Source organism: Candidatus Enterococcus courvalinii, assembly GCF_017315945.1.
Taxonomy (GTDB): domain Bacteria; phylum Bacillota; class Bacilli; order Lactobacillales; family Enterococcaceae; genus Enterococcus_B; species Enterococcus_B courvalinii.
The window spans coordinates 177182-184178 of the sequence record NZ_JAFLWI010000004.1 but is presented as its reverse complement, the minus strand read 5'-3'; the positions used below and the strand labels follow the sequence as shown (position 1 = coordinate 184178).

The 6997-nt window shown below is 36.3% G+C and carries 8 protein-coding genes; 3 read left to right on the top strand and 5 right to left on the bottom strand.

Annotated features, from left to right (window positions below):
• Nucleotides 1-580 precede the first annotated feature (580 nt).
• Both JZO71_RS03985 and JZO71_RS03980 read right to left on the bottom strand, forming a co-directional pair.
• Complete coding sequence (locus JZO71_RS03985) at nt 581-943, bottom strand: hypothetical protein (RefSeq protein ID WP_067482451.1); 363 nt, start codon at nt 941-943, stop codon at nt 581-583.
• A 79-nt stretch (nt 944-1022) separates the two neighbouring features.
• Entirely contained in the window at nt 1023-1403 is a 381-nt protein-coding gene (locus JZO71_RS03980) for a CvfD/Ygs/GSP13 family RNA-binding post-transcriptional regulator (protein ID WP_206898296.1), read from the bottom strand.
• A 91-nt stretch (nt 1404-1494) separates the two neighbouring features.
• Between JZO71_RS03980 and JZO71_RS03975 the strand changes: the two genes are divergently transcribed.
• Nucleotides 1495-2664, top strand: coding sequence for a MalY/PatB family protein (locus JZO71_RS03975; protein ID WP_206898295.1), 1170 nt, complete (start codon nt 1495-1497; stop codon nt 2662-2664).
• Nucleotides 2665-2845: 181 nt separating this feature from the next.
• Here the strand turns inward: JZO71_RS03975 and JZO71_RS03970 are convergent, their stop codons facing one another.
• A complete protein-coding gene (locus tag JZO71_RS03970) occupies nt 2846-3430 on the bottom strand; it encodes a peptidylprolyl isomerase (protein WP_206898294.1) in 585 nt (194 codons plus the stop codon).
• 174 nt (nt 3431-3604) lie between these two features.
• Here JZO71_RS03970 and JZO71_RS03965 point away from each other — a divergent pair, with 174 nt between their 5' ends.
• Together JZO71_RS03965 and JZO71_RS03960 are read left to right on the top strand one after the other, a co-directional pair.
• The gene (locus tag JZO71_RS03965) at nt 3605-4606 is read left to right on the top strand and encodes an NAD(P)/FAD-dependent oxidoreductase (RefSeq protein ID WP_206898293.1); all 1002 of its coding nucleotides are present in this window, start codon (nt 3605-3607) and stop codon (nt 4604-4606) included.
• A 103-nt stretch (nt 4607-4709) separates the two neighbouring features.
• Nucleotides 4710-5219 (top strand): phosphatidylglycerophosphatase A family protein, encoded by a 510-nt coding sequence (locus tag JZO71_RS03960; protein WP_206898292.1) that lies wholly within the window; start codon nt 4710-4712, stop codon nt 5217-5219.
• 366 nt (nt 5220-5585) lie between these two features.
• Here the strand turns inward: JZO71_RS03960 and JZO71_RS03955 are convergent, their stop codons facing one another.
• On the bottom strand, nt 5586-6230 hold the full coding sequence (locus JZO71_RS03955; protein WP_206898291.1) for a TIGR01906 family membrane protein: 645 nt from the start codon (nt 6228-6230) through the stop codon (nt 5586-5588).
• Nucleotides 6231-6995 carry a TIGR01457 family HAD-type hydrolase gene (locus JZO71_RS03950; protein WP_206898290.1) on the bottom strand — a complete coding sequence of 255 codons (765 nt, stop codon included), beginning with the start codon at nt 6993-6995 and terminating at the stop codon, nt 6231-6233.
• Nucleotides 6996-6997: the final 2 nt, after the last annotated feature.

Here is a 6997-nt window from a genome sequence, read left to right as displayed (position 1 = left end):
GACGCCCTACACATTTGGTTTGTCTTACTTTGTTCAGTTTTCAAAGGTCTACTTGAATTGCCGTAGCAACTTTTATATCATATCAGAGTGACATTTGAATGTCAACTCTTTTTTCAAAAAGTTTTTTTCGATTTCGTTTAAGAAATCTTTCAGCAACTCATTTATCATATCGCATCGTTTGTTATTTGTCAAGAACTTTTTTGAAGTTTTTCTTGATAAGATCAAGCTTCATGAGTAGTTCTTTTTAAACGACTTAGTTATCTTATCATGTGACAACTCACAAGTCAACAACTATTTTTCATGTTATTTACGAAAGTTTCATGAATGTTACTTTCGCTTCAACGTTGTCTAATTTATCATTCTTTTTTTGATTGGTCAACTGAAATTTTGACCATTTTTAAACTGGCTATTATTTGTTTTTCTCCTAATTTTCGTGTTTTACTTATCAAATCTTGGATTAAACATCAAAATATGTGCATAAAACTTATAAAACGGAACATTTTGCTTGTTTGTTGGTTCAAAACGGCAAAAAAAGAAGATTGAAAAAAATTCAATCTTCTTTTTATTTTGTAGTTTCTAATTAGAAAAGAGGAACACCCTCTACTTCGTAAGTCCCAAGAACAGCTCGCATCTGTCCTGATTCTTCCCAAAGATAGCCTTCTGCTAGTTCACCATCCTGATTCTTCTGCTCTGTTTCAAAAACAAACAAGGGAACATTTTCATGTCCAATATGAGTGTTAGTCAACTCCATCAAGTTGATTTGACTCACATCGATATGAACGATTTCCTTTAAAAAATTAAGCATATTGGCTAGACCAGTCTTCCCTTCAGAAAGATCTGCTAACGCAAATTCTAGCGTATCATCAATTGAATGAACCAGAAACCTCTTTGATCCATCCTCCAAATGCAACATAATTGTACCAGCGACTCTTTTGTTTGCCAAAATCTCCACCTCGATCAACTCGTTCTTGTTCTATGGCTTACAAAAAAATTTTAGCATATTTTCAGAAAAAATACACTTTTTATTTCTTGTTTTCTTTTTTCTCCAATTCAATCAATGCTTCTTTGATCCAAATAGGCAGTTGTTCTTCAATCGTTTTAAAACCAATTTTCCTATTTTTATTTGTAAAGTACCTTTTTCTGCGGTGTGCAACTACTGGACTATTGTTCTCTAATGTTCTTAGAGATAAACTGATTTTTTGAGAGTACTCATCAATATCAATAATTTGTACTCTGATTGGTTGCCCAATTGTCAACAACGTATGAATATTTTTTGTATAACCTGATTGTACTTCTGAAACATGGATCAATCCTTGCGTTTCTTCGTCAAGAGAAACAAACGCACCATAAGGTTGTATCCCAGTTACTTTTCCTTCAATTATTTGTCCAATTTTATAAGTCATTTACTTCCCTCTCTTCGCATCTTTCATTATACTGTATATGATTTAAAAAAAGAAGTTTTGAAAATAAACAAGTGAAATCGGAGGCTTTGAAATGGTAGAATTCGATCAGCAAATAGTGAGAAAAAATACGCATAGCGTAAAGTGGGATGGTGTCACTGAAACATATCACGCATCTGATTTATTACCTCTTTGGGTAGCAGACATGGATTTTCTTTCTCCTAAAAGCGTCACTCAAGCTTTAAGCAGCTACGTGCAAAATGGTTTGTTTGGTTATTCAACGATCCCTAATGAATTATATAACTCTATTATTCAATGGGAAAAAGATCAACATCAAGTTGATCTAAAAAAGGAAGAGATTGCCTTCTCAAGTGGTGTTTTATCTAGTTTAGCTGTTGGTATTCAAACTTTTACCGAAATAGGCGGTTCAATCATGATTCACGATCCTGTTTATCCACCCTTTTCTTCTATAGTAGAAAACAATCAGCGAAAGTTGATTCGAAGTCCTTTAATAGAAAAAAACAATCATTTCGAAATGGACTTTGCAGATATGGAGCAAAAAATACAGCAACACAACATCAAAGCCCTAATTTTATGTAATCCCCATAATCCAGGGGGGCGTGTGTGGTCAAAAGCTGAATTAACTCAGCTAGCAGAATTGTGTTTAAACTATCAAGTTTTTATATTCAGTGATGAAATCCACCATGACCTTATCTTGTTTGGCAATCAGTTTACATCAATGTTGACAATCAATCCAAAACTACACAAACAAATGATTGCTTTTACATCTGCTACAAAAACATTTAATTTAGCTGCAATCAAACATTCGATGGTTTTTATCAAAGATCAAAAACTTAAAGCAGCTTTTGAACAACGTCTCCTTACTAATCAGCAACAAGAAATTAATACGTTTGGCTTAATTGGTACTCAGGCGGCTTACGAAACTGGTGAAACTTGGCTTTCCGAGTTGCTTCCTTATTTAGAAGAAAATGTTTCACTTGTTTGTGCCTTTTTCCAAGAAGAAATGCCGGCTGTTCGTGTCATGAAACCTGAAGGTACTTACTTAATGTGGTTAGATTTTTCCGCATACGAAACAAATGACCAAGAATTGCAAGATTGTTTGATTAAAAAAGGAAAAGTTGTCTTGAATCCAGGAATTTCTTTTGGTCCAGCAGGACATTGTCATATGCGTTTAAATATTGCTTGCCCAAAAACAACTTTATTAGAAGGATTACAACGAATCAAACAATCTTTTGAAAAGTAATCTTTCTATCAAAAAAAAAAAAAGGGACTGAGACAACGTTTTTGTCTCAGTCCCTTTCATACGAATAAACAGTGTTATCAACGCATTTTCTTCGGCAATAAGCCAAAATTTTTTCTTATTGCTTGAAGTTAAACGCTTTGGACTACAACCTCTTTTACATGACTAACATATTTACTGATAGTTATTCTGAGATTTCAATTGTTTCGATTACTACATCATGAACTGGTCGATCTTGTGGTCCACGTTGTACGTTTGCAATCTCATCGACAACAGTCATCCCCTCAACAACATGGCCGAAAACGGTGTGACGGAAATCTAGCCAAGGTGTTCCTCCGCCTTTATAAGCTTCGATAACTTCTGCAGGGAAACCAGCCCCTTCAAGTTGTCCAAGCATATTAGCAGGAACATTTTCATTGTTTACGATAAAAAATTGGCTACCATTGGTATTTGGACCAGCATTCGCCATTGATAAAGCACCACGTAAGTTAAATAATTCACGACTAAATTCATCTTCAAAACTTTCACCGTAAATGCTTTCTCCTCCCATACCTGTTCCAGTTGGGTCGCCACCTTGGATCATGAAATCAGGAATGACACGGTGGAAAATGACACCATCATAGTATCCTTTTTTAGCTAATTCAATAAAGTTTTGAACTGTCTTAGGTGCTAGTTCAGGAAACAATTGCACTGTGATGTCTCCGCGATTTGTTTTGATTGTTGCTTTTGGGCCTTTTTCATTTGCTAAATCTAATTGTGGAAATGCCATGTTTGGTTCCTCCTAATGTTTTCTTACTACCAAATAATAACATAATATCGAATGTCTATTCAAAAAACTAGATTAGATTACTAAAAAGAAAGGTTAAACTCCAAGTAAAATTTATTTATTTGAGAAGCATTCTCAGTTGAATTCTGCTATAGTGTGTCTGGAGGAGGAGTTTTTATGGACATTTATGACATTACCATTATCGGTGCTGGACCCGTTGGCATGTTTGCCGCATTTTATGCAGGAATGCGACAAGCAAAAACAAAGATTATTGACAGTTTGCCTCAACTTGGTGGTCAGTTAGCCACTTTGTATCCAGAAAAATATATTTATGATATCCCAGGCTATCCTGCAATTAAAGCAAACGAATTGGTCGGCAATCTTGAAAAACAATTGACGACTTTTAATCATACATTTCATTTAGAAGAAGAAGTTCTTTCCATTACACGCGAAGAAGATGTGATCGAAATCATTACAAATAAGGGGATTCATTATTCAAAAGCAGTAATTTTAGCATTAGGAAACGGTTCGTTTCAACCAAGAAAATTAGCCATCGAAGGTGCCGATGAATTTGAGAACAACGGTTTAGATTATTATGTTAATGATTTAATGAAATACGCTGGCAAAAAAGTAGCAATTGCCGGTGGCGGAGATTCCGCTATTGATTGGGCATTGATGCTTGAGCCAATTGCTAGCGAAGTCTATCTAATCCATCGCCGAAGCGAATTTCGTGGACATGAACACAGCGTTGCCCAATTAAAAAATTCGTCCGTTCATTTGTTAACACCTTATTTAATTGAAGACCTAGCTGGTGAAACAACTCAATTAACCGACCTTCGTTTAAAAAAGGTAAAAAGTGATGAAACGATTGACTTAAGCATTGATTCTTTGATTGTCAATTATGGTTTCACTTCTAATTTAGGACAAATTGCCTCTTGGGGGTTGGAAAGTTCTCGTCAAGCAATCATGGTAAACTCCGACATGTCGACCTCGATTCCTGGAATTTACGCTGCGGGTGATATTTGTTCTTATGAAGGCAAAGTAAAATTAATTGCTACCGGATTTGGTGAAGCTCCGACTGCTGTTAACAATGCATTACATTACATCAACCCTAGAGAGCGAGCACAGCCAGGACATAGTACCAGTTTATATGATAAGCGTCTTCGTCCTGAAAGATAACCATCATTCACTTGGGGTAAGCCTCAGATGCAAAGGTATCCTTCTTGCTTTTTTTCTTGATTAAGCTAACATGAAGATATAGATTATTTGAAGGAGGAATACCATGGTTATCAAAAAGGAAACATTAGAAGAAAAAGCACGGGCTCTTTTACTCGAACGTGGTATAACAATTGAAGATATTGCAGAATTAGTCATGTTTTTGCAAAAAGATTATATCACCGACTTGACCTTGGAAGACTGTGCGGAAAGCGTTGATTCAGTCCTAACAAAACGAGAAGTCCACAATGCGATCATCACTGGCATCCAGTTAGATATCTTAGCGGAACAAAAACAGTTGATGGCGCCTTTGCAACACATTATCGAAGACGATGAAGGCTTGTACGGAATTGATGAGATTCTTGCATTATCGATTGTGAATGTTTACGGAACGATTGGATTTACCAACTATGGTTATATTGACAAAGTGAAACCAGGAATTTTAAAACAATTGAATCGTCATGATGGTGACCATGTCCACACATTTTTAGATGATATCGTCGGCGCGATTGCCGCATCTGCAGCAAGTCGTTTGGCCCATGCTGAACCTGAAAAGCGCAGTCGTTTAACACAATAACTAAAGGTTGTGGCTCCAAGCGAACAGCTCCAAAAAAATAATAACCAATTGACAAAAATAGATTTTCATATTTTTGGACAGTTGAGAGTTATTTCAAGGAGTTGCTTGGGGAACACCGTAGATGAGGTTGTGGCTCCAAGCGGCCAGCTCCGAAAAAATAATAACCAATTGACAAAAATAGCTTTTCATATTTTTGGACAGTTGAGAGTTATTTCGAGGAGTTGCTTGGGGAACACCGTTTATTCGCAAAAAGGGTGGTATGACAAGACTTTTGTCATACCTCCTTTTTTTCGCTAAAATCAAAAGAAGCACCCTCAAAGATAAGCCACATTTGGTTTATCTTTAAAGGTGTTTCTTGCTAAGTAGTTAGCTTTTCTTTCTTAACTCATGTTTTCCAAGAAACAGGAAAAAAGCGAAAAAGAGTTCAAGTAAAATAAAAAAGAGAACAAAGCTATGCATAAAAAAAGCTTCTGGTAACACATTGATAATTGGATCCGTTCGCGGATCAAACAACCAGTCATCATTATTGAAAAATGTTTCGTGAAAAACAATAAAAAATCGATCAAAACCGATTAGCATAAAAAATCCAATAACTACTGGTGCAAGCATCCCAAATTGAAACGGACGTATCAATCGCCAGAAACGTTTATTTTTCCATAACGAGTAAACAAACAAGCTACTTGGTAGCAACGTAGCTAATAACACAGCATAATCAATGAAAAAAAGAACACGAACTTCACGAAAATGATGTGCACCACTGGCTGAAACAGGAAAATCTGGCAAGCTCAGTACAGATTGAAATGGATTATTCAAATATTTCATCAATTCATCAAAATTTCGAAGCAATGTTTGCTGATCAAGAGACGTGTACCGCAAAATATGCAAATAATCGATATCAAATACATAAAGTGGCCGAAAGTTGATAGTTAAGGCAATCGCTAAACTGATCAAGGTCAAAAATAAACTAGTCAACCCCAAAAATTCAAGCCATTGTCCTTTGCGCTTGCCCATTTAGAACTGCCACTCATCTAATGAATTTTTGATAAACGTAGCTGGAACCGGTAAATGAGGTACATCTTCTGCTTTGGTAAATCCAGATAGAACTAACAATGTATCAATTCCATTTTGGATGCCTGCTTGGATATCTGTTTCATAGTTATCACCAACCATGATTACTTCCTCTTTTTTGAGTCCCAAGATTTTTACTGCTTTATCCATGATGATTGCTTCTGGCTTACCAATATAAATCGGCGTTGTTTGTGTAGCTGTTTCGACGAAGGAAACCACTGAACCTGCCCCTGGCAGCAGTCCGCGTTCTGTAGGAATGTTTTTGTCTGGGTTTGTCCCAATAAAAGTTGCCCCTTTTTGAATTGCAAGAGTTGCTGCGACCACTTTTTCGTAAGTTAAATAATTATCTAACCCGACAACAACATAATCTGGGTTTTCTTCTTCCCATTCAAATCCAGCTTCCAAAATTAAGTCGATCAATCCTGATTCTCCGATAACGAAAACCTTCTTGCCCTTCCCATCCGTTAGCATAAAATCAATCGTTGCTAAGCTTGCCGTATAGACTGTCTCTGCTGGGACATGAATATCGAATTCATCTGCTAGCCGTTTGGCAACTGTAGCAGGGGTTTTCGTTGTATTATTCGTAACGAATAAAAAGGGTAACTCACGTTGTTGTAGTTCTTCGACAAAACGTTTTCCTGCTGGAATCGGTTCTGTTCCGCGATAAATCGTCCCGTCTAAATCAATCAAATATCCTTTATAACTCATAC

Bases quoted from the DNA above. Each gene is read 5' to 3' on its own strand.
- JZO71_RS03955 (WP_206898291.1), bottom strand. From the start codon at position 6,230: ATGGGCAAGCGCAAAGGACAATGGCTTGAATTTTTGGGGTTGACTAGT.
- JZO71_RS03980 (WP_206898296.1), bottom strand. From the start codon at position 1,403: ATGACTTATAAAATTGGACAAATAATTGAAGGAAAAGTAACTGGGATA.
- JZO71_RS03970 (WP_206898294.1), bottom strand. From the start codon at position 3,430: ATGGCATTTCCACAATTAGATTTAGCAAATGAAAAAGGCCCAAAAGCA.
- JZO71_RS03975 (WP_206898295.1), top strand. From the start codon at position 1,495: ATGGTAGAATTCGATCAGCAAATAGTGAGAAAAAATACGCATAGCGTA.
- JZO71_RS03950 (WP_206898290.1), bottom strand. From the start codon at position 6,995: ATGAGTTATAAAGGATATTTGATTGATTTAGACGGGACGATTTATCGC.
- JZO71_RS03965 (WP_206898293.1), top strand. From the start codon at position 3,605: ATGGACATTTATGACATTACCATTATCGGTGCTGGACCCGTTGGCATG.
- JZO71_RS03960 (WP_206898292.1), top strand. From the start codon at position 4,710: ATGGTTATCAAAAAGGAAACATTAGAAGAAAAAGCACGGGCTCTTTTA.